This is a genomic window from Micromonospora sp. LH3U1, assembly GCF_028475105.1.
Classification (GTDB): domain Bacteria; phylum Actinomycetota; class Actinomycetes; order Mycobacteriales; family Micromonosporaceae; genus Micromonospora.
Map to the genome: position 1 here is coordinate 109,923 of NZ_CP116936.1, position 26,673 is coordinate 136,595.

Annotated in this window: 23 protein-coding genes; 10 read left to right on the forward strand and 13 right to left on the reverse strand. The window is 72.4% G+C overall.

Annotated features, from left to right (window positions below; translation table 11 throughout):
* Window positions 1-39: 39 nt before the first annotated feature.
* Entirely contained in the window at window positions 40-717 is a 678-nt protein-coding gene (gene trhA, locus PCA76_RS00540; protein WP_272614513.1) for a PAQR family membrane homeostasis protein TrhA, read from the reverse strand.
* Between the two features lie 127 nt (window positions 718-844).
* Between trhA and PCA76_RS00545 the strand changes: the two genes are divergently transcribed.
* Genes PCA76_RS00545 through PCA76_RS00555 form a run of 3 tightly spaced genes read left to right on the forward strand, consistent with a single transcriptional unit; the run spans window position 845 to window position 3,133 of the window.
* Window positions 845-1,540 carry a 5-oxoprolinase subunit B family protein gene (locus PCA76_RS00545; protein ID WP_272614515.1) on the forward strand — a complete coding sequence of 232 codons (696 nt, stop codon included), beginning with the start codon at window positions 845-847 and terminating at the stop codon, window positions 1,538-1,540.
* The gene (locus PCA76_RS00550; RefSeq protein WP_272614516.1) at window positions 1,537-2,400 is read left to right on the forward strand and encodes a biotin-dependent carboxyltransferase family protein; all 864 of its coding nucleotides are present in this window, start codon (window positions 1,537-1,539) and stop codon (window positions 2,398-2,400) included. Before PCA76_RS00545 ends, PCA76_RS00550 begins: the two co-directional genes overlap by 4 nt.
* Window positions 2,384-3,133, forward strand: a complete 750-nt coding sequence (locus tag PCA76_RS00555) for a LamB/YcsF family protein (protein ID WP_272614517.1) — start codon at window positions 2,384-2,386, stop codon at window positions 3,131-3,133. The genes PCA76_RS00550 and PCA76_RS00555 overlap by 17 nt, the downstream gene beginning before the upstream one ends.
* 33 nt (window positions 3,134-3,166) lie before the next feature.
* Here PCA76_RS00555 and PCA76_RS00560 read toward each other — a convergent pair whose 3' ends face one another.
* The 6 genes from PCA76_RS00560 to pdhA all read right to left on the reverse strand — a co-directional run bounded on the left by PCA76_RS00560 (window position 3,167) and on the right by pdhA (window position 12,256).
* Window positions 3,167-5,005: an NHL domain-containing thioredoxin family protein gene (locus PCA76_RS00560; RefSeq protein WP_272614518.1), complete on the reverse strand. Its 1,839-nt coding sequence runs from the start codon at window positions 5,003-5,005 to the stop codon at window positions 3,167-3,169.
* 218 nt (window positions 5,006-5,223) lie between these two features.
* Entirely contained in the window at window positions 5,224-7,908 is a 2,685-nt protein-coding gene (locus PCA76_RS00565; protein ID WP_272614519.1) for an LppU/SCO3897 family protein, read from the reverse strand.
* A gap of 343 nt (window positions 7,909-8,251) precedes the next feature.
* Window positions 8,252-8,389, reverse strand: coding sequence for a hypothetical protein (locus tag PCA76_RS00570; RefSeq protein WP_167454674.1), 138 nt, complete (start codon window positions 8,387-8,389; stop codon window positions 8,252-8,254).
* Window positions 8,390-8,607: 218 nt separating this feature from the next.
* A complete protein-coding gene (locus tag PCA76_RS00575; RefSeq protein WP_272619097.1) occupies window positions 8,608-10,086 on the reverse strand; it encodes a dihydrolipoamide acetyltransferase family protein in 1,479 nt (492 codons plus the stop codon).
* A 5-nt stretch (window positions 10,087-10,091) separates the two neighbouring features.
* Window positions 10,092-11,081, reverse strand: coding sequence for an alpha-ketoacid dehydrogenase subunit beta (locus PCA76_RS00580; RefSeq protein WP_272614520.1), 990 nt, complete (start codon window positions 11,079-11,081; stop codon window positions 10,092-10,094).
* On the reverse strand, window positions 11,081-12,256 hold the full coding sequence (pdhA, locus tag PCA76_RS00585) for a pyruvate dehydrogenase (acetyl-transferring) E1 component subunit alpha (RefSeq protein WP_272614522.1): 1,176 nt from the start codon (window positions 12,254-12,256) through the stop codon (window positions 11,081-11,083). The genes PCA76_RS00580 and pdhA overlap by 1 nt, the downstream gene beginning before the upstream one ends.
* A gap of 524 nt (window positions 12,257-12,780) precedes the next feature.
* On the opposite strand from pdhA, the gene PCA76_RS00590 reads away from it, so the two are divergent.
* Both PCA76_RS00590 and PCA76_RS00595 read left to right on the forward strand, forming a co-directional pair.
* Window positions 12,781-13,428, forward strand: coding sequence for a hypothetical protein (locus PCA76_RS00590; protein ID WP_272614523.1), 648 nt, complete (start codon window positions 12,781-12,783; stop codon window positions 13,426-13,428).
* A 331-nt stretch (window positions 13,429-13,759) separates the two neighbouring features.
* Window positions 13,760-14,383, forward strand: coding sequence for a phosphatase PAP2 family protein (locus PCA76_RS00595; RefSeq protein ID WP_272614524.1), 624 nt, complete (start codon window positions 13,760-13,762; stop codon window positions 14,381-14,383).
* A 44-nt stretch (window positions 14,384-14,427) separates the two neighbouring features.
* Here PCA76_RS00595 and PCA76_RS00600 read toward each other — a convergent pair whose 3' ends face one another.
* The 3 genes from PCA76_RS00600 to PCA76_RS00610 are packed head-to-tail and all read right to left on the reverse strand — an operon-like array spanning window position 14,428 to window position 19,232.
* Window positions 14,428-15,651: a hypothetical protein gene (locus tag PCA76_RS00600; RefSeq protein ID WP_272614525.1), complete on the reverse strand. Its 1,224-nt coding sequence runs from the start codon at window positions 15,649-15,651 to the stop codon at window positions 14,428-14,430.
* 57 nt (window positions 15,652-15,708) lie between these two features.
* A complete protein-coding gene (locus tag PCA76_RS00605; protein ID WP_272614526.1) occupies window positions 15,709-17,394 on the reverse strand; it encodes a GTPase in 1,686 nt (561 codons plus the stop codon).
* A complete protein-coding gene (locus PCA76_RS00610; RefSeq protein WP_272614528.1) occupies window positions 17,391-19,232 on the reverse strand; it encodes a GTPase domain-containing protein in 1,842 nt (613 codons plus the stop codon). Before PCA76_RS00610 ends, PCA76_RS00605 begins: the two co-directional genes overlap by 4 nt.
* A gap of 221 nt (window positions 19,233-19,453) precedes the next feature.
* Between PCA76_RS00610 and dnaK the strand changes: the two genes are divergently transcribed.
* From dnaK to PCA76_RS00635, 5 genes are all read left to right on the forward strand, one after another.
* Window positions 19,454-21,328, forward strand: coding sequence for a molecular chaperone DnaK (gene dnaK, locus PCA76_RS00615; RefSeq protein WP_272614530.1), 1,875 nt, complete (start codon window positions 19,454-19,456; stop codon window positions 21,326-21,328).
* 47 nt (window positions 21,329-21,375) lie between these two features.
* Complete coding sequence (grpE, locus tag PCA76_RS00620; RefSeq protein ID WP_272614531.1) at window positions 21,376-22,134, forward strand: nucleotide exchange factor GrpE; 759 nt, start codon at window positions 21,376-21,378, stop codon at window positions 22,132-22,134.
* An 85-nt stretch (window positions 22,135-22,219) separates the two neighbouring features.
* A complete protein-coding gene (dnaJ, locus tag PCA76_RS00625) occupies window positions 22,220-23,395 on the forward strand; it encodes a molecular chaperone DnaJ (protein ID WP_272614532.1) in 1,176 nt (391 codons plus the stop codon).
* A gap of 30 nt (window positions 23,396-23,425) precedes the next feature.
* The gene (locus PCA76_RS00630; protein ID WP_030332087.1) at window positions 23,426-23,866 is read left to right on the forward strand and encodes a heat shock protein transcriptional repressor HspR; all 441 of its coding nucleotides are present in this window, start codon (window positions 23,426-23,428) and stop codon (window positions 23,864-23,866) included.
* Between the two features lie 136 nt (window positions 23,867-24,002).
* On the forward strand, window positions 24,003-24,209 hold the full coding sequence (locus PCA76_RS00635; RefSeq protein ID WP_272614534.1) for a hypothetical protein: 207 nt from the start codon (window positions 24,003-24,005) through the stop codon (window positions 24,207-24,209).
* Between the two features lie 97 nt (window positions 24,210-24,306).
* Here the strand turns inward: PCA76_RS00635 and PCA76_RS00640 are convergent, their stop codons facing one another.
* The 3 genes from PCA76_RS00640 to PCA76_RS00650 form a co-directional block, all read right to left on the reverse strand.
* Entirely contained in the window at window positions 24,307-24,738 is a 432-nt protein-coding gene (locus PCA76_RS00640) for a hypothetical protein (RefSeq protein ID WP_272614535.1), read from the reverse strand.
* Between the two features lie 140 nt (window positions 24,739-24,878).
* The gene (locus PCA76_RS00645; RefSeq protein WP_272614536.1) at window positions 24,879-26,084 is read right to left on the reverse strand and encodes a cation:proton antiporter; all 1,206 of its coding nucleotides are present in this window, start codon (window positions 26,082-26,084) and stop codon (window positions 24,879-24,881) included.
* Window positions 26,085-26,089: 5 nt separating this feature from the next.
* The gene (locus PCA76_RS00650) at window positions 26,090-26,590 is read right to left on the reverse strand and encodes a cation:proton antiporter regulatory subunit (protein WP_124815967.1); all 501 of its coding nucleotides are present in this window, start codon (window positions 26,588-26,590) and stop codon (window positions 26,090-26,092) included.
* Window positions 26,591-26,673 lie beyond the last annotated feature (83 nt).

Genomic DNA, 26,673 nt, shown 5'->3' on the forward strand with positions numbered 1-26,673 from the left:
GAGGCCCGGGTGGGTTGCGCTTGCGCTTTGCCCGCTTACTCAGGCGAACAGCGCGAAGTAGATCGCGATGTGATGGCAGAGCGCCGCCAGCAGCGTGCAGGCGTGGAAGAACTCGTGGTGACCGAAGACGGTTGGCCACGGATTGGGTCGGCGCAACGCGTAGAAGACCGCGCCGACGCTGTAGATCGCGCCACCGATGATCAGCAGCACCAGTGCCGCGACACCGCCGCCGTGCAGGATCTCCGGCAGCATGGCCACCGCCACCCAGCCCAGCGCCAGGTAGAGCGGCGCGGACACCCAGCGCGGCACGTGTGGCCAGACCACCTTGAGCGCCACGCCGGCCAGTGCGCCACCCCACACCAGGGACAGCATCACGGTGGCCGGCCGGGGTGCGAGCAGCAGTACGCAGAGCGGTGTGTACGTGCCGGCGATGAACACGAAGATCATCGCGTGGTCCAGCCGGCGCATCACCTGGTAGCCGCGCTCTGACCACACCCGACGGTGGTACAGCGCGCTCGTACCGAAGAGCCCACAAACCGTCAGGCTGTAGAGGAGGCAACTGACCAGGGGCGCCCACCCCGGCCGGGTGGCGGCGATCGAGCAGAGCACGATCCCGCAGACCACGGCGACGAAGAAGGCGTACGTGTGCAGCCAGCCGCGCATCCGGGGCTTACCGATGTCGACCGGCTTCAGGCGAAGCGGGGCGGAGGTGGTCACACAATAAGGTTACGGCACCGTAGGTTACTTGCAAGTAGTGGCGATGGTGACACCGGGCACCGCCATCGTGAACACCACACCCTCATCGTGAACACCACATCGGCACGACATCGGCGAGGATGAGCGGATGCGGATCCGGCCCGTCGGCGCGCACGCCCTGCTGCTCGACTGCACCACTCCGCCCGATGTCCCCGAAGCCGCGCTCGTCGAAGCGTGGCGAGCCGAGCTGTGGCGGCGTCGAGAGCAGGGCGACCTGATCGCCGTCGAGATCGTGCCGGCGGCCAGCACCGTCCTGCTCGACGGCCTGCCCGACCCGGCCGCCACGGCAGCGCAGCTGACCCGATGGGCGTCCGCGGTCGCCACCATCTCCCACGGCGCAACCAACAACCGCGACGACGGCAGCGCACGCAGTGACAGCGCGGGCGGCACCATCGCCGGCGATGGCGCCGAGGTGGTCGTCCCGGTCGACTTCGACGGGCCGGACCTGCCGGCGGTGGCCGAGCACTGGGGTGTGGACGTGCCAGCCGTGCTGCACCGGCTGACCAGCACCCGGTTCCGGGTCGCGTTCTGCGGCTTCGCCCCCGGGTTTCCCTACCTGACCGGGCTGCCCGCCGAGCTGGCGCTGCCCCGGCTGGCCACGCCCCGTCCCCGGGTGCCGGCCGGCTCGGTCGCCTTGGCCGGCCCGTACGCCGGCATCTACCCGGGCACGTCCCCCGGCGGCTGGCTGCTGGTCGGTCGGACCGACCTGGTCCTCTTCGACGTGCACGCCGACCCGCCGGCCCGACTCAGCCCGGGAACCCCGGTCCGGATGGTGGCGGCGTGACCCACCCGGCCGCTGTCGAGGTGCTCCGCGCCGGCGCGCTCACCACCGTGCAGGACCTGGGCCGGGCCGGCTGGGCGCACCTGGGCGTACCCCGGTCCGGTGCCCTCGACCCGGCGGCCCTGCGGCTGGCCAACCGGCTGGTCGGCAATCCGGAGCACGCCGCCGGCCTGGAGATCACACTGACCGGCTGCACACTGCGGCTGACGCGTGCCACCACGGTCGCGGTGACCGGCGCCGAGGTGACGGTCCACGCCGGTGAGCGGCCTGGTGACACCGGGCGCCCGCTCACCATGCCGGCCGGGACGGTGCTGCGGGTCGGCCCCGCCCGACGGGGCGTACGGAGTTGGCTGGCGGTGGCTGGCGGCATCGACGTGCCGCCGGTGCTCGGCAGCCGGGCCACCGACACCCTCTCCGGGCTCGGCCCGCCTCCGCTGCGCGACGGCGACCTGCTGCCGCTCGGCGAGCCGTTGGGCGTACCAGCGCCGGTGGACCTGACCGTCTGCTCCGCACCCCCGCCGGAGGTGCTCCTGACGCTGCGCCTCGGCCCCCGCGACGACTGGTTCACTCCCGCCGCGCTCGACCGGCTGTTCGGCACCGCGTACACCGTCAGCCCGGTGAGCAACCGGGTCGGCGCGCGGCTCGCCGGCGCGGCGCTGCCCCGCGCGGTCGCCGGCGAACTTCCCAGCGAGGGCATCGTGCTCGGCGCGGTACAGGTGCCGGCCGACGGACAACCCCTGATCTTCCTGGCGGACCACCCGACCACCGGCGGATACCCCGTCATCGGGGTGGTCACCGACGTGACCCCGCTCGCGCAGGCCCGGCCAGGGACTACCGTCAGATTCCATGGACCTCAACGCTGACCTCGGCGAGGGATTCGGCATCTGGCGACTCGGCGACGACGAGGCGCTGCTGGGCCTCGTCACCTCCGCCAACGTCGCCTGCGGCTTTCACGGCGGCGACCCGTCCACGATGCGACGGGTCTGCGAGGGCGCCGCACGGCGCGGGGTCGCGGTGGGCGCGCAGGTCGGCTACCGGGACCTGGCCGGCTTCGGCCGGCGGCGCATCGCGTACGACTTCGCCGAGCTACGCGACGAGGTGACCTACCAGTTGGGGGCGCTGAACGCGTTCTGCCGGCTGTTCGGCACCCGGGTCCGCTACCTCAAGCCGCACGGCGCGCTCTACCACGCGGCCAGCACCGACGAATCCCAAGCGGCGGCGGTGGTCGCCGCGGTCACCGGCTACGACCCTGACCTGCCCATACTCTGTCTGCCCGGCTCGACGCTCGCCCAACTGGCCGTCGGCGCGGGCCTGCCGGTCGTCGCCGAGGCCTTCGCCGACCGCGCCTACCTGCCCAACGGGGCGCTGGTGCCGCGCGGCACCCCCGGCGCGGTGATCACCGACCCGGAGCAGGTGGCCGAACGGGCGGTGCGGATGGCCACCGAACGCAGCGTGGTGGCGGTGGACGGCACCGTCATCCCCTGTTCGGTCGACTCGATCTGCGTGCACGGTGACACCCCGGGCGCGGTCTCCGCCGCCGAACTCGTCCGCGCCACCCTGATCGACGCCGACATCCAGCTGGCCCCGTTCGCGTGACCGGAGGGGCCCCACCGGGCCGCTCCGGACAAGTCAGGCGTCCAGGCCGCGCAGCACCAGCGGGAGCCGGGTCACGGCGCCGTCGACCACCCGGACCGGTACGCCCCAGTCCTGCCGGGTCAGGTGGCACGCCGCGTGCTCGACGTCCGCGTCACAGGTCGCCGCCTGGGCGGTCACCTGCAGCACCCCAGCGGTGATCTCGCTGTTGAGCACCAGCCGGCGGGACAGTTCGGTGCCCGTGCCGGCACCATCCACCAGCAGCTCCGGCGGAGACGCGGAGACCACCAAGCGGGTCGACGGCCCGTACGTCTCGTCCAGCTTCTGCCCCGGCGCCGGGGTGAAGACGATGTCCAGGGTGACCTCACCGGCCGCGACGTCCGTCGGCTTGCGCTCGGTGCGATGCCGGGGGCCGTCCACCGTGCTGGCACCTGCCGCCGACAGGGCACCCGGCGCGAGCCGGGTCAACCGGTGCGCGGCGGATTCCACCACCAGCACCTCACCGGCCGGGGTGAGCACCAGGTCGCTCGGCTCCGCCAACCCGTCGGCGACGGTGGAGACCTGGTTGCTGGCCGGGTCGAAGCGGCGTACAGCGCCGTTGTATGTGTCCGCGATCAGCACCGAGCCGTCCGGCAGCGCACACACGCCCAACGGGTGCTGGAGCAACGCCGACTCTGCCGGACCGTCCACGTGCCCGAAGTCGAACAGGCCCTGCCCGACGGCGGTGCCCAGCTCACCGTTCTCGACGTACCGAACGGAGCTGGTCTCGCTGTCGGCGACCCAGAGCCGGGTGCCGTCGGCGGAGACGGAGAGCCCCGACGGCTGCGCCATCCACGCCTCGGCCAGCGGGCCGTCGCGCAGCGCCTCCACGGTGGTGCCGGCGTACATGCCGGCGGTCCGCTTGATCGGGTCGAACCACCAGAGCTGGTGGATGCCGGCCATCGCAATGATCAGCTTGTCGTCGTACCAGGCCAGGTCCCACGGGGAGGAGAGGTCGACGGCGAGCGCGTCGTGGGCGTGGTCGTCGACCGTGGCACGCCACTGCCGCCCACTGCCGGCCACGGTGACGACCTCGCCGGACTCGAGCCGTACGCCCCGCAGCAGGTGGTTGACCGTGTCGGCGACCACCAGGTCGTAGCCGGCGACCTCGGCGACATGCGTGGGCAGCAGGCACACCCCCTGCGGCTCGGAGAACGTCGCCGCGGCTTCCGGCCCGTCGGCCCGGCCCCGCTCGCCGGAACCGATCCGGCGCACCGGCGTCTCGCCGTCCGGGGCCACCTCGACCAGGGAGTGCCGGGCCGAGTCCGAGACCAGCAGGTTGCCGTTCGGCAGCAGCGCCGCCTTACCCGGGAAGCGCAGCGCGGTCTCCGGTGCCGGCGGCGGGACGTACGGGCCGTCACCCCGGTGCAGGGTGCCCTTGGCCTCGTGGGTGGCGATTAACTCGTCGATCAGTCGGGCCAGCCCTTCGGCGTGCCCCTCGCCGGCCATGGTGGCCACCACGTAACCCTCGGGGTCGATCACCGACAGGGTCGGCCAGGCCCGGGCCGCGTACTGCTGCCACATGTCCATGTCGGCATCGTCGAGTACGGGATGGTGCACCCCGTACCGCTCCACGGCGGCGGCGAGCGCGTCGGGGTCCTTCTCGTGCTCGAACTTCGGCGAGTGCACACCGATCACGACGAGCACGTCGCCGTACTTCTCCTCCAGCGGGCGCAGCTCATCGAGCACGTGCAGGCAGTTGATACAGCAGAACGTCCAAAAATCCGCCAAGACGATCTTGCCGCGCAGGTCCTGCAAGGTCAGATTCTGTCCGCCGGTGTTGAGCCACTGCCGGCCCCGTAGCTCGGGCGCACGTACACGCGCTGTCGTTCCCATGCCTGTCAGCCTGCCACGCCCCGCAGGCCCAGCCGCCGCGACCCGAACCAAGACGCCGGTCCGGAGGTCGTCTCGCCCCCGTCCCGCGCGATCTTGCACTTTCTGTCCCGACCTAAGGGGCATTTCGCGCAAAACGGCGACCGAAACTGCAAGATCGGCGGGGCGAGCGGGCGGGGGCGGCGGGGTCACGGTTGTCCGTGACCCCGCCTTTGGTGGAGCTACTTCGTGGCTTGCTTGAGGCAGAGCACTCGGTTGGTGCCGTCACCCGGCAGCACCACGTGGGGCTGCGTCACGTCGGTGCACTTCTCCTTCGCGTCCACCTTCGAGACGATGGTGAAAGCGCCTGCCTCGCCGCAGTCGGCTGCCGAGGCGCCATCCTGGCCGGACTGCTTGACGCAGGTGCCGACCGCCGGGTCGAAGGCCGGTGCTTCGTTCCCACCGACCTTGCCGAGCAGCAGCAGCAGGCCGAGCGGCACCGCCAGGATGAGCACCGCGGCGATCAGCACCGCGGCCAGCACCCGGCCGTTGCGTACCTTCGGCGTCGGCGGCTCCGCCTTCGGCTCGTCGGCGTCCGGCTTGAACGCGTCGAAGCGGCCCTCGTCCGACTGGCTGGCCCCCTGGCCCCAGGACGGCGCAGGCTGCTGCGGTGGCGGGAAGGCCGGCGGGAAGCTGGCGCCCGGCGCCGACTCGGCACCGAAGCCCTGGCCTCCGAAGCCCTGGCCGCCCGAACCGCCGCCGCCGAAGCCCTGGCCGCCGGAACCGGGGGCGCCGAAGGCCGACGTTCCGTTCACGGAGGCGGCACCGGTGGCAGGCGACGCGGGGCCGCCGAACTGGTCGACCGGCGGCGCGGCACCTGCGTGCGGCCGAGTGCCGTTCACGGGCCTGTCGTTGCCCGGCGTGTCGACGAAGGACGGCACACCGGGCGGGAATGCCGGCGGGGCGTCATAGAACGTGTTCGGTGCGGGCTGTCGGTCGTCGAAGCGCTGCTCGGCTGCGGGCTCGCCGCCCCAACCCGAGCCAATCTGGCGCTGCGGGTCGTTCTGCCAGTCGGGTGCGCCTTGACGCTGCTGGTCGCTCTGCCACTCCGGTGCGCCCTGACGCTCCGCACCCGGGTCGACCTGGAACGCCTCCGGCTCCGGCTCGTTCTCCGGTTCGGGTCGAGCTGGGCGGCCGTACACCCGGGGTTGTGGTGTGGCCGTGCCAGTCGGACGGATGGCCTGGTCGGTCGGGGGCATCACCCGGCTGGCCAACGGCACCGAAGCGCTCGCCGTGGCCCGTGCCGCCGCGCCGGCTGCCGACTCGGCCTCCGACACCGGCACGATCGCCCGGCCCGCTCCGGACTCCGGAGAGGTACGCGGGGCAGGCACCACCGCGCCACTCGCGGGAGCGTCCTCGGCGCGGCCCCAGGCTGGCTCGGCCTCGTACTGCGCGGCGGCTTCCGGGGTCTCCCGTTCGGCGTAAGCGGGCTGCTCCGGGATCGGTGCGAACTGGGCCTGGGGGGAGAAGTCGGAAGGCGGGGCGGCAGCCAGGCTGGCGCCCGGCACGCGCTGCTCCTGCGGAGGCAGCGGCACCGCGTTTGCCGGCGAGATGCCCGGCGCCGGACCGGGCTGGTAGGCCGGTGCCTCGTCGCCCCGGTCCGCCTCCCAGCCACTGCGGGACTGGGCGGAGGCTTCCGCTTCGGCGCGACCCCACACCTCACCGGGTGCCCACGGCTCAACCGCCGGGACGCCGGAGTTGCCCTGCGCCGCGTTGTCCGGGCTGGCGGCCCAGCCGGGGGCACCGTCGTTGCCGGGCACGCTGGCGCTGGCACGGGCGGGAAGGCCGCTCTGCCCCGCGGGGTCCACCCCGCCGGCTCCGCCGGTGCGGACGGCTGGTCCTGCGGCGAGAGCACCCAGTCGGGCTGCTGCGGACGGCTCTCGGCAGCGCCCCAGGCGGCCGGCTGCGCGGCCTGGTCCTGCCGCACGTCGCCGCCGTCGCTCCACCCGCCGGGCTGCGCCTGCTGCTGCTGTGCGGCCCACCCGCCGGAGCGGGACGGGTCGTCCTGCCCGGACCAGTTGGTCGCCGGTGCCGGCACCTGGGCCGCGCCGCGGCCGCGTTCGGCTGGGCGGCCTGCCCCACCCGGGGGCGGGCTGCTCGGTCGGTTCGGCGGGCTGGCCCCAGGTCGGCGGCGACTGCTCTGCCGGCGTCCACACCGGCTGGTCGTCGCGTGCGGCGGTGCCGGCGGGCCAGGCGCCGCTGCCGGGCGCGTCGTCCTGCTGAGCGCCGCCGGACCAGCCGGCGGCCTGCTGCGGCTCGGACTGCTGTGACTCCGCCCCGCGCCAGTCGGCGGCGGGCGGGTTGGCCTGCGCCGCTCCGCCCCAGCCGCCAGCGTGGGCCGGGTCTTCCTGGGCGGGCCAGGCGGCGGTGGCCGGGGGCACCTGTGCGGCGCCCCGCGCGGCCGGCTGGGCCTGCCCCCAGTCGGGCTGGTCGGTGGCGCTCTGGGTCCAGGCGGGTGCGGGTGCACTCTGCTCGGCCGGCGTCCAGCCCTGCTGCTGTGCGGCCCAGGGGTCGGGCTGCGCCGGGGCTGGCGCGCCGTCGTTGGCGGGCCAGGTGCCGGGCTGTTGCTGCGGCGGCTCGCTCACGCCGCCGCCGGTGGCCCAGGCGGGCTGCGCCGGGTCACTGGGCTGCGGCGCAGCGGCGGCACCCCAGGCAGGGGCGGGCGGCTGCTCGGACTGGGTCGCCCATGCCGGCGTCGACGGGTCAGGCCGCGTCGGGGGCGGGGGCGCCCAGCCCAGGTCGGGGCCGGCGGCGTTGTGGCCGTTGTCCGGCTGCGCCGGGCGGTCGCCGTACGGCGCCGGTCCGCCGGCGCCCGGTGACACCTCGTCCGGCTCTTGGCCGGGGCGGTGCGGGCCCTCGGACGTCATGGGTGCGCCTCCTCCATCACATGTCGGCTCGCCGGTGCCGATCGGTCTCCTCGGCGTGGCTGCCGGCGTCACCGGCGTACCGCTGTGCCGGCTCCCCGCACGGTATCGGGTGGTGGCACGACACGTCCAAGGAGCACCGGCCGTCACTCCCCGTGGCCGGTCGGTGTCGAGCAGCTTCGGGCGGCTCGGCCTCTGCCGGGTCGGCGGGCGGCGACCGAAGCCCACCGTACCGGGCGCTGCGGCAGGGCGGAATCCCGGTGGCGGGTGGCCGGGAAACGCCGATGGCCCACCCGGTGGGCCGGGTGGGCCATCGATCTGGAGGAGGTGCGAATGTCGTGGAGCGTCAGCTCATGTGACGCTGGGCGATGACGAGGAGTTCCTCGCGAACTGCCGGCGAGTTCGCCGAGCGCAGCGCGTGCTCGATGGCACGGGCGCGGCGGGTGGCATCGCGGTGGTTGCGGATTCGCTCGATCATGCTCATTGGTGGTTCCCCCTAGCTATTCGGTTGTCAGCCCCTGATGCATCTATTCAACCGCAGAACCCGGCCAACTTCCATCGATTAGTAGGTGAGTTGGGCCACTTGCCTAACAATCAAAGGTCAACAAGCCATCTGGCCGACGGTTCCGTCGTCCAACAGACACGGCCGGTGTGCCGGGCGTTAACCCGTGACACACCGGCCGTGGCTGGCGTTTCGAACGATCAGGTCCAAGCGAGCAGCGCCGCCTCCGGGTCCGCGAGGAAGTCGCCGATGTCGCGCAGGAACTTCGAGCCAAGCTCACCGTCGATGATCCGGTGGTCGAAGCTCAGCCCCAGCGTGGTGACCTGACGTACCTTGACCTTGCCCTTGTACACCCAGGGCATCTCCCGTACCGCACCGAAGGCCAGGATCGCCGACTCGCCCGGCGGCAGGATCGGCGTGCCGGTGTCCACCCCGAACACGCCGACGTTGGTGATGGTCAGGGTGCCGCCGGACATGTCCGCCGGCGAGGTACGGCCGGACTTCGCCGTCTGCACCAGGCCGTTCATGGCGTCGGCCAGCTCGCGCAACGTGAGCCGCCCGGCGTCCTTGATGTTCGGCACGATCAGGCCGCGCTCGGTGGCCGCCGCGATGCCGAGGTTCACGTACTCCTTGACCACGATCTCGTCGCCCGCCCAGGTCGAGTTGACCATCGGGTGACGCTGCACCGCGAGCAGCACCGCCTTCGCCACCAGCAGCAGGGGCGAGACCCGTACGTCGCGCCACTCCCGCCGACCGCGCAGTCGGTCCAGTGCCTTCATCGCCCGCGTCACGTCGACGGTCAGGAACTCCGTCACGTGCGGGGCGGTGAACGCCGAGCGGGACATGTTCTCGGCGGTGAGCTTGCGGACCCCCTTGACCGGGATGCGCTGCTCCCGGTCCGTACCGAAGCTGGGGGCGGTCGCCGCCACCGACGTCGCCGCGATCGGCTCCGCCGCGACGGCACCGCTCGCCGCCTGCTGCACGTCCTCCCGGGTGATCGAACCCAGTGGCCCCGACCCGGTCAGCGTGCCGAGGTCGACCCCGAGGTCCTTGGCGAGCTTGCGCACCGGCGGCTTGGCGAGCACCAGCCCGCCGCCGCTCGACCCGTTGCGTCGATCATGGACCTGTGGTGCCGGAGTCGTCGGGGTAGCAGCCGGTTTGTCTGCCACCACAACTCCATGATCGGCCCGAGCGGGGGCGGGGACCGAGGGCGAAGCCGCCTTTCGGGGGCGGCGCTTTGCCGCGGTGGTGCGGGGGCCGTAGCCGACCAGCACCGCGGTCCGCCCACCCGGGGCGACGCCGCCGATCAGACCTGGCTCCACCATGCCCTCGGCCGGCGCCACCTCTACCGCCGCCAGCGAAGCCGCCGACGGGGTGGGCAGGTCGCTGCCGGGCGTGGCCGTGGTCGACGGCGCCTCCAGCGGGCCGGCGCCCGGGTCGGTGTCGATCGCGATGATCGGCGTACCGACCTCGACCGTGGTGCCCTGCGGGTGGTGGATCGCCTGCACCTGGCCGGCCCACTTCGCCGGGATCTCCACCGCCGCCTTGGCCGTCTCGACCTCGACGATCGGCTGGTTCAGCTCGATGGTGTCGCCGACCTTGACGAGCCAGGCCAGGATCTCGCCCTCGGTCAGCCCCTCACCCAGGTCGGGCAGGTTGAACGTCTTGATCCGGGACATGTCGCTCACCAGCCGAAGGTGCGGTCGACGGCGTCGAGCACCCGGTCCAGGTCGGGCAGGTACTCCTCCTCCACCCGGGAGGCCGGGTAGGGAGTGTCGAAGCCGGTCACCCGCAACACGGGCGACTCCAGGGAGTAGAAGCACTCCTCGGTGATCCGGGCGGCCAGCTCGGCGCCAAGGCCGATGTTGGACGGCGCCTCGTGCACCACCACCGCACGGCCCGTGCGCTTCACCGACTCGTATGCCGCGGTCAGGTCCAGCGGGGAGAGCGAACGCAGGTCGATGACCTCCAGCTCCCGGCCGTCCTCGGCGGCAGCGGTCGCCGCCTCCAGGCAGGTCCGGACCATCGGCCCGTACGCCAGCACGGTGACGGCGTTGCCGGGCCGCACCACCCGGGCCGAGTGCAGGGGGTACGCGTCGGACAGCGGCGCGTCCAGGTCGACCTGGCCCTTCTCCCAGTAGCGACGCTTGGGCTCCAGGAAGACGATCGGGTCGTCCGAGGCGATGGCCTGCTGGATCATCACGTACGCGTCCTGCGGGTTGGAGCAGGTCACCACCTTCAGGCCGGCGGTGTGCGCGAAGTACGCCTCCGGCGACTCGGAGTGGTGCTCGACCGCGCCGATGCCGCCGCCGAACGGAATCCGGATGACCATGGGGATGCTGAGCCTGCCGCCCGACCGGTAGTGCATCTTCGCCACCTGCGACACGATCTGGTCGTACGCGGGGTAGACGAAGCCATCGAACTGGATCTCGCAGATCGGCCGGTAACCGCGGATGGCCAGACCGACCGCGGTGCCGATGATGCCGGACTCGGCCAGCGGGGTGTCGATCACCCGCTGGTCGCCGAAGTCCTTCTGGAGCCCGTCGGTGATCCGGAAGACGCCGCCGAGTTTGCCGACGTCCTCGCCCATGATGATGACCTTGGGGTCGTTCTCCAGGGCGCGGCGCAGGCCGGTGTTGAGGGCCTTGCCGAGGGTGAGCGTCTCCGTGGCCATCAGTGGGCGCTCCCTTCGAAGGACTCCATGTAGCGGCTGAACTTCGCGCGCTGCTCGTCGAGCAGCGGAGACCCGTTCGGGTAGACGTGGTCGAACATCGTCACCGGCTCCGGGTCGGGCATGTCGAGCACCCGCTCGCGCAGGTGCACCGACTCGCGGCGGGCCTGCTCGTCGACCTCGGCGAAGAAGCCCGCGTCGGCGATCTGCTGCTTCTCCAGGAAGGCCTTCATCCGGGCGATCGGGTCCTTGGCCTGCCACGCCTCGACTTCGCTGGCGATCCGGTAGCGCGTCGGGTCGTCGGAGGTGGTGTGCGCGCCCATCCGATAGGTGTACGCCTCGATGAGGCTCGGGCCCTGCCCGAGGCGGGCGTTGTCCAGCGCCGTGCGGGTGACCGCGTACGAGGCCAGCACGTCGTTGCCGTCCACCCGGATGCCGGGGAAGCCGAACCCGGCGGCCCGCTGGTAGAGCGGGACACGGGTCTGCCGCTCCAGCGGCTCGGAGATCGCGTACTGGTTGTTCTGGCAGAAGAAGACCAGCGGCGCGTTGAACACGCTTGCCCAGACGAACGCCTCGTTCACGTCGCCCTGGCTGGTGGCCCCGTCGCCGAAGTAGGCGATCGCCGCCTCGCCGTCGTCGGTGCCGGTCTTGCCGTCCATGGTGATGCCCATGGCGTAGCCGGTTGCGTGCAGGGTCTGCGCACCGATGACGATCGTGTACATGTTGAACTTGAACTCGTTCGGGTCCCAGCCGCCCTGGTCGACACCACGGAACAGGCCTAGCGGCATGATCGGGTCGATTCCCCGGCAGTAGAGGACACCGTGCTCCCGGTAGGTCGGGAAGGCCATGTCCTGGGTACGCAGCGCCCGCCCGGAGCCGACCTGCGCGGCCTCTTGGCCGAGCAGGCTGGCCCAGAGGCCCAGCTCGCCCTGGCGCTGGAGAGCGGTCGCCTCGGCGTCCAGCTTTCGGACGAGCACCAGGTCGCGGTAGAGCCCGCGGTATTCCTCGTCGGTGAAGTCGACGCGGTACTCGTTGCCGTCCGGCCCGATGACGCTGTCGATCCGTTCGCCTTCGGGGGTGAGTAGCTGCACCAGCTGAGGGTCGCCGGTCGCGCCCTTCCTGGAGCGGGGTGCCGCCCGCTTGCTGCGGGTGGTGCCCCCGGGGTCGCCCTTTGCCATCGGTCTCTCCCTGTCATGTCTGCGTCGGCACCCGGGGGGTCACCCGGCCGCGCAACTCGTGCGCCTGTCCGGCTGCTGCCGGACCGGTTCCTGGCGGCCGCGCCTAGCCCCGGTGGGGGTTGCCGCACGGCGTGAGCCGGGTTCTGGCCGAACCCGGATCGGGGAGCGCCGGCGTTCAACCGCGCCTGCCGCGAGGGTGCGCGGAGGTCACGGCTGCGTTGCCGTCGTGCTCCATATTCGCAGAGCAGGTGAGCGCGCCCACAGTACGCCTGCCCCGCATTCTGACCGCCCACGCTTTGACATCGTTTGTCGCCATCATGCCGGCCTGCGTTTCCAGGGCGTTCCGGCGATGATTTGTCACCGTTCGGTCAGCACCGCGTGTCGACACGCGGTGGAGGTTGGCTGACGCTGGGTGACTGCGTAAGGCTAATTCCCGCAGGATCGCGCCTATCGGGTTATTTGCCGGCTTCCTGGCTGGCGGCGTCCATCCCTGTCCGCCGACGGTCAACGACAAGGGGTGTGCGGTGCACGAGCCAGGTGACGGTCCCGGCACGCCAGCGCTCGGCCGGCACCGGTCGGTCGGCGGCTACCAACGGGTGGTCGGCGTCCACCGGGCCCCTGGTGCAGGCGGCCCCTCCCGGGGTTATCTGCTCACCGTCGCACTGCTGGCGGGCACCGCGTCGATGCCCATCCTCGCCGCGATCAGCGTGGGCTCGGCCACCCCGGGCAGCACCGCACTGCCGGACAGCAGCACCCCGTTCATCCCCACTCCGTCGGTCGGGCCGGTGGTTATTCCGCTGCCGGTGACCAGCCAGCTGGCGCTCCCGCCGCCGGGCACACCCAGCGTCGGCCCGACCAGCGGCTGGCTGCCCGCCGCTCCCCGGCGTACGCCGGAAGGGCCCGCCGCGGTCGACCCGAGGCCCGCCCAGCGGGTGACCTATCCGCCGCTGGCGCCGAAGCCCACCCGGAGCACCTCGCCGGCCGTCCCCCGCCCGTTCCCCCGCCGTCGCCGACCGACCCTGACCCCGACCCGACCGACCCGACCGACCCGACCGACCCGCCGGACCCGCCGGACCCGACCGACCCGCCGGACCCGACCGACCCGCCGGACCCGACCGACCCGCCGGACCCGGATCCGACGGACCCCGACCCGACCCCGACCCCGACCCTGACGCTGGACCCGACGCCCACGCTGGACCCGACGCTGGACCCGACGCCCACGCCGACGGACGCCTCGACCGCGACCGCGACCGCCGTGCCGACCAGCACCCTCTCCGCGCCGGCCACCACGCCCGCGCCGCCCGCCACCCCCGCTGCGCCGACCAGCGGGCCCAGCCCAGCAGTCCCGTCGTCTCCGCCCGTAGTTCCGACGCCCACGGTCAGCCTGGCGTCGCTGGCCGGACCGACGCACCCCACGGTGTCCCCGGCGGTACGGTGACGATCAGGCGCGGTCCATCCGGTGCCGGCGGTGTTCGGCGGTAGACGCGTACCGGAGGGGGTGGCGTGGGCGGCGGTGCGGAACTCCGCCCGGTCACCACCCGACCCGGCCCAGGGTTGCGGGTCGCCCGGCTGGTCACCGAGGTGACCGCACCGGCCGTGCTCGTGTCGCTGCTGATCATCACCGTGAGCTGGCACAGCGCACGCCGCCCAGGTCAGGGCCTTGTCTGGGGTCTGCTCGCCACGCTCTTCGTCACCGGCATCCCGTTCGCCTACATCGTCGGCGGGGTACGCCGTGGTCGGCTCACCGACCACCATGTCGGCCGTCGGGACCAGCGCCGGGCGCCGCTGCTGGTCGGCCTCGGTTCGGTCGCGGCGGGGCTCGCCCTGCTCGCCGTGCTCGGCGCGCCCCGCCCGGTGCTGGCGCTGGCGGTGGCCGGGCTGGTCGGCCTCGTGGTCGCCGTGTCGGTGAGCCACTGGTGGAAAATCTCGATCCACTCGGCGGTGGCCGCCGGCGCTCTGGTCATCCTGATGCTGACCTTCGGGACCCGGCTGGTCGTCGCCGCACCGTTGCTGGCGTTGGTCGGCTGGTCCAGGGTGCGGCTGAGGGACCACACGGTGCCGCAGGTGCTGGCCGGTGGTGTGCTCGGCGCGCTGATCGCCGCGGTGGTCTTCGGCCCGCTGCGCTAGCCGGCCCGGGGCGGGCGGCGTGGTGCCGCCCGGCCCGGATGTCGTCAGGCCCCGTCGTCGGCGAGGCGGTGCCGGTTCGCCTCGATCCACGCGTCCAGCGCCGCCGGGTCGTCCGGGTCCACCCCGTCGGCCATCAGCTGCGCCACCGCGGCGGTGGCCGCGCTGCGCCGCTCACCAGTCGAGTAGAGGCGGGCGAACTCCGGCACCATCTCCTCGATCGCCTCGTCGGTGCGCGTCGCCGCTGCCTCGGGCAGCCCGCGCTGGCGCGACGCGTACCGCGCCCAGGCGCGCAGCACCCGGGGCAGCATCGCCGCGTCGTCCATGTCCAGCACCGCGCGGCGGTGCACCCAGTCGAGCAGGAAGAGCCCGGACACCGCGGGGCTCCAGCGCATCGAGTCGGCGTCCGGGAAGGTCGCCGAGTGGTCCAGCAGCAGGCTCAGGCAGAAGTGCAGCGACGCCAACTCCGGGCCGTCGACGGCGTCCAACCCGAAGCGGGCGGCCTCCGGCGAGGCCAGGAACCGTCGGACCAGGTCGGTGCGCTCGGCAGCGGAGAGCGGCTCGACCTCCGCCGGGCCGGTCGGGTCGGCCGCGGTGGGCAGCATCGCCAGTCGGGCGCCGACCAGCGCCCGATCGGTGGCGAGCGAGCCCTCGCCGGGCAACTCACTGAGGTCGTCAGTCACCGCGAGGTGGCGGGCCACCTCACCGCGGAGCCGGGCCGGGTTCTCGGAACGGAACCAGGTCAGCTCGTCGTCGGCGCACATCTGTCGGACCTGGTCCAGGATCCGTTCCGCCGGCCCGCCCACGAAGATGTCCTTGGTGATCCCGATGTTGTGGTCCACCAGGGCCACCAGCGCGTGCTCAGAGCCGCCGGACGCGTCGTCGTAGGCGAAGGTGGCGAGGTAGGAGGTCTGGTCGCCGTACACATCGCCGTACGCCCAGGTGCCGGTGAGGTGCACCCGACCGAGCTGACCGGACCAGGCGGGCGCCTGGCTGCCTGGACGCACCCGCTCGGTGCCTTCGGCGTCCGGGACGAGCGCGGCGAAGACCTGCCGGATCGTGGTCGCCGCCGCGATCCGGCGGCGGGCGGTGGCGGCGAGGAACCCGGTGACGAACTCCCGTACGGCGGTGTCGCGGTCGGTCTCCGCGATCGCGTAGACACTGCCCAGCAGCGCGCTGCCGAGCATCTCGGCGTCGAGGGCGGACTCCAGCTTGGTCACGTCGCGTGCGGCGTGCAGCACCGCGTCGTAGGGGGTCTGAGGCGTGGCCATGCTCCGACCCTACGCCGCAACGGGGGTACGGAGAGCGGTAGCGAGCCGGGCGGGCCGTCAGCGGCGGGCGGCGTCCCGCAGCGCGTCGCGTGCCTGCGCGTACGAGCCGAGCACGATCCGCACCGGCGTCAACACGTACTCCTCGCCCACCCGGGCGACCTTCGCCGTCAGCCGCTGCTCGGCGCGGTAACGGGCGCGGCGAGCGGCCCAGCGCACCACCGGCCGGGTCAGCGCCGCCACCAGCAGCCCGGCAAGCAGGCCGCCGAGCAGCAGCACGGTGGGCAGTGGCACCTGACCGACCATCGGGTTGTCCAGCGCGGGCAGGCCGAGTGCCCGCAGCGCATAGCCGAGCACCAGCCAACCCAACCCGACCACGGCGGCCAGGGTGACCAACCACTGCACACCGCCGACGACCCGCCACCACACCGGTCGACGGCCGAGGCCGAGGTCGGTGCCGGCGATCGTGCGGTCCAGAGCGTCCGGCAGGTCGCCGAGGCGGGACCGGGCGGCAGAGGTCACCGCGCCGGGCCAGGCGGCGGGCAGATCGGCGGCGGCCCGGTCGGCCACCGCGCGGATCGCGAGGCCGAGCGCCGAGCGCTGGGCAGCCGTCGGGTCCGGTACCGAGGTGGCCGCGACCAGGCTCTCCGCCGGGTCGGCCTGGTCGCCGGTCGGGCCGGGCAGGTGCAGGCGACGCAGCGGGTCGGGTCGCAACCGCCGCCAGCCCCGGACCACGGGCCAGCCGGTGGAAGCGCCGGCCCGGTGCCGGTACGCCTGCTCCACGGCCGCGGTGACCGTGGGCACTCCGGCCGCCCCGGCCAACGCCCGGTTCAGTCCGTTGACGGCTGAGTCGTCGGGCCCACCCGCCGGCCGGGCCGAGCCGACCAACTCGTCCAGTCCGGCGACAACCGTGTCGACGTCACCGGCGAGCCGGCGCAGCGCGGCCTGCCGCTCGGCGACCGTACGCTCCAGCGCGCTGCGCAGCCCGACCATCCCGGCCGGGTCGATGGCGGTGGTGGACAGCAGGGGCACACCGGTCAGCCCGTCCGTGTCGAGCAGTCGGCGCAAGTCGTCCAGGACCCGGGGCAACTCGGCCGGGGGCAGCCGGTCGGACTGGTTGAGCACGACAAGGGTGACGTCGCGGTGCCGGTGGAACTCGCGCAGGTAGCTGTCGTGGATGACCCGATCGGCGTACTTCTGCGGGTCGACCACCCAGACCACCTGGTCGACGAGGCCGAGAAGACGGTCCACCTCGAGTCGGTGGGACCGCTGCACCGAGTCGAAGTCGGGCAGGTCGAGCAGGATCAGCCCGTGCAGCGCCGTCTCGTCGTCCGCGTCGAGGGCGCTCTCCCGGACGAAGCGGTGTCGGGGCAGCACGCCGGTCCAGTCGAGCAGACGGTTGGCGCCCTCCAGCGCCCCCCACACGCAGGCGTGGGTGACGCCGGTGGTCGGCCGGCGGACTCCGACCGGCGAGAGCTCCAGCTGGGCCAACGCGTTGAAGAGGCTGGACTTGCCACTGCCGGTGGCCCCGGCCAGGGCGACCACGGTGTGGTCCCGGGACAGCGCGAGCCGGGTGCCGGCCCGCTCGACCAGAGTGTGCGCGGGCACCAGTTCGGCGTCCGGCAGCAGGCCGTCCACCGCGGTCAGGAACCGGCGTACCGCGTCCAGTCGGGCGATCAGCGCGTCGGCGTCGACCCGCTGGTCCCCGCGGAACGCCTCGCGTACCCGGCCGGTGATGTTGGTCACCGGTGGCCCTCCTCGTCTGCGGTCGGCCGGGTGTCGCCGCCGGCGGACAGGCCGCTGCGGTGCCGGGCCAGCTCGACCCGGCCGGCGGCCCGGCGCAGCCCGTCGCCGGCGTCCGCGGCGGGGCGGGCGTCGGCGGTGCGGCTCAAGAAGCGGTCGGCCTCCGCGCCGAGCAGCGTCCGCACCCGGTCCAGCAGGTCGGCGCGGGCCTTGTCGGCGAGGGTACGCACCGCCTGGTCGCCGAAGATCGCCTGAAGTACGGCCTGCGCGGCAACCGTGGTGCCGGCTCCGGTGGCCAACTCCAGCCCGGTCGGGATGAATGCGGTGGAGGCGAAGACGGCGATCATCACGGCCAGCCCAGTGGCGTTGACCGCGTACGCGGCGGTGCGGGCCACGAACCGCTTGTCGGCGCCCTCGACCCGGACCAGTTCCAGCACCCCGCGCTGCCAGTCCCGGACCATTCGTTCGGCGCGTTCAGGTAGGTCGTCGCTCGGGTGGGCGAGCGCCGGGTCGAGCAGCCCAGCGCCCGCCGGGTGTGCCTTCCACCCGGTGTACGCGGATTCGGCGGCCTCCGAGGCCACCCCGCGCAGCAGCGTCACCAGCTGCGACTCGATGGCGTTGCGCAGCTCGACGGCGGGGGCCGGTCGGCCGCTGACAGCGGCTACGAGCCGGTCCCGGAGGCGGCCGATCCGTGCCTCCAGGGTGCGGAAGAACTCCCCGGTGCCGACGAACTCCTGCCAGCGGGCGAGCACCTCACCCCGGAGCAGGCGGCCGTCCCGAAGCCCCTGCTCGACGGTGCGCTCGGCACCCCGGTACGCGGCCCGGACCCGTTCGTCCAGCCCGTCGGCGGCGACGACCTGCTCGTCGGCGGCGTCGGCCAGCTCCTCGACGGCGGGGTGAAGCGCGGCCAGCGCCCCGTCCAGCGTCTGCCGGACCACCGCGGCCCGCGCGTCCGAATCGGCGGCCAGCCGGGCGAACCAGTCGGCCAACGATGCGGTCACACCCTCGGGCAGCAGCCCCTGACCGTCGACCCAGGTCTCGGGCAGCACGAACAGCGGCGCCCGGCCGAGGTCCTGTTCGGCGAGCATCTCGGCCAGGTGCGCGGCGATCTCGTGGGTGGCCTCCGCGGGCACCCGGTCCAGCACCATGGCGATCACCGCGCCTCGCGCCCGGGCGCTGCGCAGCAGCTCCCAGGGCACCGCGTCGGCGTACCGGGCGGCGGTGGTGACGAACAGCCAGAGGTCGGCGGCGGCCAGTAGTTGGGTGGCGAGCGCCCGGTTGGCGTCGACCACCGAATCGATGTCGGGCGCGTCGAGGAAGGCCAGCCCGGCGGGCAGGGCCGGGGCGGTTACGAGGTGCAGGGCGCGCGGATCGTCGCTCGGCTCGGTGGTGCGGGTCAGCCCGGGCAGCAGGTCACCCTGCCGAAACCAGGCCGCGTCGGACGGGTTGCAGACCAGCACCGGGGAGCGGGTGGTCGGCCGGAGCACACCGGCCGCGCTGACCCGGGCCTTGACCAGGCTGTTGACCAGGGTCGACTTGCCCGCGCCGGTCGAGCCGCCGACCACCACGAGCAGTGGGGCGTCCAGCCGTGCGAGCCGGGGCAGCAGGTAGTCGTCGAGCTGATAGGTGAGGGCGGTGGCGGTGTGCCGGGCGGAGCCGGCGGTGGGCAGTGCGAGGGGATACCGGGTCGCGCCGATCGCCTCCCGGAGGCCCGACAGCGCGCCGGGGAGACTGCCGTCCCCGGTGGTGGCGGGCGGCTCCTCCGCGGCGTCCGGCGGGCCGGTGCGGGCTGCGACGGCGGGCGCGCCGGAACGGGTGGCGGAATCGCCGGACGTCGTCACCGCTAAAGCGTGCCCGACCGATGCAAGGGAAGACAACTGGACGGTAATAACGGGTGGGTTGCGTCGGGGTGACTCAACTCAACTTGACGATTCGCCAGCGCGTGGCACTATTGAGTCAAGTTCACTCAACTTGTGGTGGGGCCCGCTGCGGGCGGTGCTCGCCAAGCAGCCCGCGGGCAGTGCCCGTCACCTGCACAACCTTATGAAGCGAGGAAGCGAAGATGGCACGTGCGGTCGGTATCGACCTCGGCACGACGAACTCCTGCGTCAGCGTTCTCGAGGGCGGTGAACCCACCGTCATCGCCAACGCTGAGGGGTCGCGGACGACTCCGTCGATCGTCGCGTTCGCCCGCAACGGCGAGGTGCTCGTCGGTGAGGTCGCCAAGCGCCAAGCGGTGACGAACCCGGATCGGACGATCCGGTCGGTCAAGCGCGAGGTCGGCACGAACTGGTCCGTCGACATCGACGGCAAGAAGTACACCCCGCAGGAGATCTCGGCTCGGACGCTGATGAAGCTCAAGCGGGACGCCGAGGCGTACCTGGGCGAGCAGATCACCGACGCGGTGATCACCGTCCCGGCCTACTTCAACGACAGCCAGCGCCAGGCCACCAAGGAGGCCGGTGAGATCGCCGGCTTCAACGTGCTGCGGATCGTCAACGAGCCGACCGCGGCCGCCCTGGCGTACGGGCTGGACAAGGGCTCCAAGGAGCAGACCGTCCTGGTCTTCGACCTCGGCGGCGGCACCTTCGACGTGTCGCTGCTGGAGCTGGCCGAGGGTGTCGTGGAGGTCAAGTCGACCAGCGGTGACAACCAGCTCGGTGGCGACGACTGGGACCAGCGGATCATCGACCACCTGGTGAAGACGTTCCGTGGTGAGCACGGCATCGACCTCGGCCAGGACAAGATGGCCCTCCAGCGGCTCCGTGAGGCCGCCGAGAAGGCCAAGATCGAGCTGTCCGCAGCCACCACGACCAACATCAACCTGCCGTACATCACCGCCGGCGCGGCCGGCCCGCTGCACCTCGACGTGACGCTCAGCCGCGCCGAGTTCCAGCGGATGACGCAGGACCTGCTGGACCGTTGCAAGGGCCCGTTCGAGCAGGCCGTGAAGGACGCCGGGATCAAGATCTCCGACGTCGAGCACGTCATCCTGGTCGGCGGTTCGACCCGGATGCCCGCCGTGACCGACCTGGTCAAGCAGCTCACCGGTCGCGACCCCAACAAGGGCGTCAACCCGGACGAGGTCGTCGCCGTCGGCGCCGCTCTCCAGGCCGGTGTGCTCAAGGGTGAGGTCAAGGACGTCCTGCTGCTCGACGTGACCCCGCTGAGCCTGGGCATCGAGACCAAGGGCGGCATCTTCACCAAGCTGATCGAGCGCAACACCACCATCCCGACCAAGCGCTCCGAGGTCTTCACCACGGCGGACGACAACCAGCCGTCGGTGCTGATCCAGGTCTTCCAGGGTGAGCGGGAGATCGCGGCCTACAACAAGAAGCTCGGCACGTTCGAGCTGACCGGCCTCCCGCCGGCGCCGCGCGGTGTGCCGCAGATCGAGGTCGCCTTCGACATCGACGCCAACGGCATCGTCAACGTGCACGCCAAGGACCTGGGCACCGGCAAGGAACAGAAGATGACGATCACCGGCGGCTCCTCGCTGCCGAAGGACGACATCGAGCGGATGCGCCGGGACGCCGAGGAGCACGCGGAGGAGGACAAGCGCCGCCGCGACGACGCCGAGACCCGCAACGTGGCCGAGGCGCTCCAGTGGCAGACCGAGAAGTTCCTCGCCGAGAGCGGCGACAAGCTGCCCACTGAGAACCGGGAGCAGCTCAACGAGGCGCTCGGTGAGCTGCGCGGCGCCCTCGGCGGTCAGGACATCGAAAAGATCAAGTCCGCGCACGAGCGGCTGGCGCAGGTCTCCCAGCAGGCCGGTTCGCTGCTCTACTCGTCTCAGGCCGAGCAGGGTCAGCAGCCGGACGGCGAGCCCGGCCCGGGTGCGACCGGCGCGACCGGCACGCAGGCCGGTGGTGCGCAGGCTGGCGGCGCCGACGACGTGGTCGACGCGGAGATCGTGGACGAGGACGGCAAGAAGTGACCATCGGCCTCCGACACGTATCCACGGCGAAGGGATGAGGTAGCCGCATGACGCAGAAGCCACGAGCCGCCGACCCGGGCGACACCGGGTCGGCGCCGGGTGGCTCCGCGCCCACGGAGCCGACCACCGGCGACGGGGAGCGGGTCGTCATCCGCAACAACCGCAAGCTCGTCGACACCTCTGAGCCGGAGGGCGCCGCCGCCGACGCGGAGATCGGCGTGCCAGCCGAGGGCCTGGTCGAGGACGCCGAGGTCGTGGTCGACGAGATCGAGGTCGAGGTCAACTCCACCGACGGTCCGGAGCCGTCCGGTCCGCCGGTGGTGGACGCCCCGGCGCAGCCGGTGGACGGCGGCGGCACGGGCACCTCGCTCGGCGCCGAGTTGGAGGGGCTCCGGGCCGACCTGGACGAACGGACCAGGGATCTGCAGCGGGTGTCGGCGGAGTACGCCAACTACCGCAAGCGGGTCGACCGGGACCGCAACCTGGTGCAGGAGCAGGCGACCGGCTCGGTGCTGGCCGCGCTGCTGCCGATCCTGGACGACCTGGACCGGGCCCGGGAACATGGCGACCTGGTCGGGCCGTTCGGCACGGTGGCGGAACAGCTCACCACCGCGCTCGGCAAGTTCGGCCTGAACGCCTTCGGCGAGCAGGGCGACCCGTTCGACCCGACCCGGCACGAGGCGGTCGCGCACCAGACCTCGGCCGAGGTCAGCGAGCCGACCTGCGTAACGGTCATGCGGCGTGGCTACCAGCTCGGTGAGCGGCTGCTGCGCCCCGCGCTGGTCGCGGTCGCGGACCCGGAATAGTGCGAGACAGTGACCGGGCCGTCCCGCCCACCGCGCAGCGGTGGGCGGGACGGCCGGGCCATGACGGTCGGAAGGGGGTGGACCGGTGAGTTCGAAGGACTGGATCGAAAAGGACTTCTACGCCGTGCTCGGCGTGGAAAAGGCCGCCTCCGCGGATGACATCAAGAAGGCGTACCGCAAGCTGGCACGTGAGTCGCACCCGGACCACAACCCGGGCGACCCGAAGGCCGAGGAGCGGTTCAAGGCCGCGTCCGAGGCGTACAACGTGCTGTCGGACGCCGGACGCCGCCGCGAGTACGACGAGATGCGCTCGCTGTTCGGCTCGGGCGCCTTCCGGCGCAACGCCGGGGGCCAGCGGGGTGGCACGCCGTTCGACGTGTCCGACATGTTCGGCGGCGGCGGGGGCGGCGACCGTCGTTTCGGAGGCACCGGCTTCCAGGACCTGTTCAGCTCGATCTTCACCGGCGGTCAGGCCGGCGGGCAGGCCGCGCCGCGCGGTCCGGCCCGTGGCCGCGACGTCGAGACCGAAGTGGCGCTGGACTTCGGTGACGCGGTACGCGGGGTGACAGTGCCCCTGACGCTGCGCGCGCCGGGAGTCTGCGAGACCTGCCACGGCAACGGGGCCAAGCCGGGCACCCAGCCGCGTACCTGCCAGGTCTGCCACGGTGCCGGCGTGACCACCCGCAACCAGGGGTCGTTCAGCTTCTCCGAGCCGTGCCGCAACTGCCAGGGCGTCGGCACCGTGGTCGAGGAGAAGTGCCCGGAGTGCCAGGGCACCGGCGGCGTCACCAAGACCCGCACCATGAACGTGCGCTTCCCGGCCGGGGTGTCCGACGGTCAGCGCATCCGGCTGGCCGGGCGCGGTGAGCCAGGCGAGCGCGGCGGCCCGGCTGGTGACCTGTTCGTGCAGGTCAAGGTTCGGCCGGACGACCTGTTTGGGCGTACCGGTGACGACCTGACGCTGACCGTGCCGGTCACCTTCGCGGAGGCCGTGCTCGGCACGGACCTGCGGGTGCCCACGCTCGACGGCGCGATGACCCTGCGGGTTCCGCCGGGGACGCCGAGCGGGCGGGTGCTGCGGGCCCGGGGCAAGGGTGTGGTCCGCCGCGACGGGCAGGCCGGTGACCTGCTGGTCACGTTGGACGTGGTGGTCCCGGCCCGGTTGTCCGACGAGGCGCGCACGGCGCTGGAGGCGTTCGCCGAACAGAGCCCGCCGGCCGCCCGGGAACATCTCGACGCGCGGGTGCGTCGAGTCAGTTAGTCCGGTGGAATGGACGCGGAGGTGAGCGGGATGTCGGGCGAGTTCCTCGGTTCGGGCGACCCTGCCTACGAGGCCAAGGTGCTGATGATCTCGGTTGCGGCCCGGATGGCGGGAATGCACCCACAGACCCTTCGCCAGTACGACCGGCTGGGGCTGGTGCAGCCCGGCCGGGCCGCTGGCGGCGGGCGTCGGTACAGCGTCCGCGACGTGGTGCTGCTGCGCGAGGTGCAGCGGCTCAGCCAGGACGACGGGATCAACCTGGCCGGCGTCAAGCGGATCATTGGGCTGGAGCGGTTGCTGGAGCAGGCGCAGCAGCGGGTGGCGCGGCTGGAGGCCGAGCTGGACGCCGCGTACCGCCGGGTTGCCGAACTGGAGTCGCTGGCCCGCTTCCCGGGCCGTGATCTGGTGCCGACCAACCGCACGTCCACCGCGCTGGTGGTCTGGCGACCCCGCCGGACGCCCGATCGCTGACCTGCCGCTCACCCGGATCTGTTCCTCGGCCCGGACCGCACCGGAATCCCCGGCGCGGTCCGGGCCGCTTCGGTTAGCCTGTCGATACGGGTCCAATCGGCTTAATGCGGACCTACCGGCATGGCGAGGGGGAGCGATGGCGGAGCCGGCAAAGAAGGTGGCCCAGCAGACGGAGGACCGGTTGGAAAGCCTGGCCGAAACCGTCCGCGAGAAGTTCGACAAGGTGACCGAGGGAACCTACCGGGACCGGGTCGTCAAGGGCCGGTTCGCCGATCAGGGCGACCACGGCGGCGACAAAGGCGGCGACAAGGGCCAGGCCAAGACCGAACGGCAGCAGGACTGACCCGGTGACCGACGTGCGGGCCGGGACCCACGGGGGGTCCCGGCCCGTTCGCCGTTCGAAAGTGTGGGCCGGAAGCTGAGCCGTCTACGACTCAGCCTCAGCCGAGGCGGCGGTTTTCCCGGACCAGGCCGCCTTCGCACCAGTCCCGGTAGGCGAAGAGATCCGGTCGGGCCAGCAGCACCCTGCCGTTGTGCGCCCAGATCTTCATCAGCTCGTCGCCGTCACGCTCGGCCTGCTCGACGATCTTGCGGAAGCGGCGCTTCGGGTGGGCGCGGAAGTTCGTCCGAATGCCGTCGGCCGCGTAGATGTAGAGGCAGTGCAGCGCGAAACGCCGGGCCGGGCAGGTCGGATCCATCGCCAACTCAAAGAGTGTCAAGACCAGTCGGTCACCGGAGACCAGCAGGTCCCAGTCGGGTGGCATCGAGGCCAACGGCACCGAATCGGGCTGGTACGCCCAAGCTCGCAACTCCGCCGGAGTCGGATCGACGGGGTTGGCGAAGCCGTGGAACGTCGACTCCTGCACGCTCACCGGCCAACCTTCCGCTCTCGCCCGCGTTGACACTGGCTGCCTGCGGACCCTGGCTGCTGGGGCGAAACGGTAACCCGCCGCCGGTTGCTGCGGTAGTCCCCCTGGGGAGCAATTCAGCAACCGTTGGTCGGGCTTGGTCGTCAGTCGTGGATCGGCACCGGCGCCGGCCGCTGAGCCGCCGCACGGTTGCGCAACCACCGCTTGAACCACGGGAAGTCCGGCAGCCGGGCCAGTATCGGCCCGGTCACCACGGTGATCAGGACGTACGTCGCGGCCAGCGCTGCCAACCGCGGCTCGACGCTCCCGGCTGCCACCGCGAGCCCGGCGATGACGATGGAGAACTCACCTCGGGGTACGAGTGCCAGGCCGGTCCGCCATCGACCGGGTTCCGCGATGCCGACGCGGCGGGCCGCGAGGTAGCCGGTGAGCGTCTTCGTCGCCATGGTGATCACGGCCAGCGCGAGCGCCGGCAGCAGCACCGGCGGGATGTCCCGTGGGTCGGTGACCAGGCCGAAGAAGACGAAGAACACCGCGGCGAACAGGTCCCGCAGCGGGGAGAGCAACTCGGTCGCGTGGTGCGCCACCGGACCGGAGAGCGCGATGCCGACCAGGAACGCACCGACCGCCGCCGATACCTGCAGCTTCGCCGCTAGGCCGGCGATCAGCAAGGTCAGACCGAGTACGCCGAGCAGCAGCGCCTCCGGATCCTTCGCCGACAGGGCGGACGAGATGAAATGGCCGTACCGGATGGCGACCACCAGCACGAGCAGCACCGTGCCCACCGCGACGGCGAGCGCGATGCCACCGCCGAGCAGACCGGTGCCGGCCAACACGGCGGTGACCAGCGGCAGGTAGAGCGCCATCGCCAGGTCCTCGATCACCAGGACCGAGAGGATCACCGGGGTTTCCCGGTTACCGAGTCGTCCCAGGTCGGCGAGGACCTTGGCGATCACCCCGGAGGAGGAGACCCAGGTGATGCCGCCGAGCACCAGGGCGGCCACCCAGTCCCAGCCGAGGAGCAGGGCGAACCCCGCGCCGGGCAGCGCGTTGAGCACGCCGTCGATCAGCCCTGCCGGGGCCGCCGACCGCAGGTTGCCGACCAACTCGTTGGCCGAGTATTCCAAGCCGAGCATGACCAGCAGCAGGATGACGCCGATCTCGGCGCCGACCGCGAAGAACTCCTCGCTGGCGGCGAGCGGAAGCAACCCGCCGTGCCCGAACGCCAGCCCGGCGAACAGGTAGAGAGGGATCGGTGAGAGGCCTACCCGGCGGCTGAGCCGGCCGAGGACACCAAGCAGCAGCAGCAGCGCGCCGACTTCGACGAGCAGAGTGGTGGAATCGTGCATCCGCCTCAGCCGTCCGGGTCACTGTCGGCGAGGATGGCGGACACGCCGTCGAGACCCCTGCGGGTCCCGACAACGACCACCACGTCACCGGCCGCGAAGCGGAAGGAGGGGAGTGGCGAGACGATCACTTCGCCTTCGCGCAACACCGCCACGATGGAGGCGCTGGTGCGGGTACGCGCCTTGGTGTCGCCGAGCTTGCGGTTGACGTACGGCGACCCCGCCGTGATGGCGATCTGCTCGGTGAGCAGCCCGGCGGCCTGTTCGCGGAGCCCGGAGAGCTGCCCGAGCATCAGCGACGCGCCGAGGATGTCGGCCAGAGCCTCAGCCTCGTCGTCGGTCAGCGGAATGTCCGCCTGACAGGCGTCGGGATCGTCTGGGTCGTAGAGAACGAGATCACGGCGGCCATTGCGGTGGGAAACCACGCCCAGGCGGCGTCCGGACTCCGTCACCAGATCGTGACGAACCCCGATGCCCGGCAAGGCAGTCTGTTCAACGCGTACTCGCACCGGCCAAGGCTACCGCTTCGTGAACAGAGCGCAGATTCTGGTGGACCTGTGCCCCCGGAGGCGCGTCTCCCGCCAAGATCCAC